This window comes from Glycomyces sp. L485, assembly GCF_022548875.1.
In the GTDB taxonomy this organism is placed as follows: domain Bacteria; phylum Actinomycetota; class Actinomycetes; order Mycobacteriales; family Micromonosporaceae; genus Glycomyces.
Genome location: NZ_JAKZEW010000088.1, coordinates 1 through 870, shown reverse-complemented (window position 1 = coordinate 870; position 870 = coordinate 1). Strand labels below are relative to the sequence as shown.

The window sequence follows — 870 nt, the reverse complement described above, 5'->3', positions numbered from 1 at the left end:
CTTTCCCCCGCGCAAGACCGCGAAATCCTTCAGGCCCAAGTCGATCCCGGTCTCAGCGTCCGGTTCGGTCAAAGGTTCGAGGAGGTCAGCTCCCTCACCCAGCTCGACCACGAAACTCGCGTAGTACTTCCCCGACCCGGTCTTGCCGACCGTGACCGAGCTGGCCTCGGAGGGGAGTCCACGCGACCACGCGACCTTCAGGTCACCGACTTTCGGCAGGCGAAGCCGCCCGTTCCCGAGGACGGCGAACCGTGCGTTGCGGGTGAACCGGATCGATTGAGGGTTCGAGCGACGCTTGAACCGTGGAGGCCCCATCCTGGGGCCTTGGCGCTTCCCTTTGAGCGAGGCGAAGAAGTTCCGCCACGCACGGTCCGCATCCGCGAGCGCCTGCTGCAGCACCACCGCGGAGACCTCGCCCAGCCACGCCCGCTCTGGAGTGCGTTTCGCCTCTGTGATCAGCTGCTTGGACAGCTGCGCCGTCGACGGGTATGGCAAGCCTTCCATGTGCGCGCGTTTCCTGGCGGCCACGGCGTCGTTGTAGACGACACGGGCAGAGCCGAACGACTTCGCGAGCGCGACGCGCTGCGGGACGGTCGGGTACAGCCGATACCGGTATCGCAGAAGCACATGCCTACCCTAGGCTATTGGCTTATGGGAGCAGATCTTGAGGTACGTACAGGCCGTCATTGTGTTTTCGCTCTGCACACACACTTGGTTTTCGTCACGAAGGTCCGGCACCGGGTCTTCACCGACGCCCACCTCGCCCGCATGGAAGAGGTCATGCGCGACGTATGCGCGGACTTCGAGTGCGAACTGGCCGAGTTCAACGGCGAGACCGACCACGTCCACCTGCTGGTGAACTTCCCACCG

The 870-nt window shown here is 64.4% G+C and carries 2 protein-coding genes; one reads left to right on the top strand and one right to left on the bottom strand.

The window, feature by feature from the left end; genetic code table 11:
- Nucleotides 1-627: transposase (locus tag L0U85_RS20135; RefSeq protein ID WP_241379556.1), on the bottom strand; the 627-nt coding region annotated here is incomplete at its 3' end.
- Nucleotides 628-651: 24 nt separating this feature from the next.
- On the opposite strand from L0U85_RS20135, the gene tnpA reads away from it, so the two are divergent.
- On the top strand, nucleotides 652-870 hold a 219-nt coding region (tnpA, locus tag L0U85_RS21535), incomplete at its 3' end, for an IS200/IS605 family transposase (protein ID WP_347177492.1).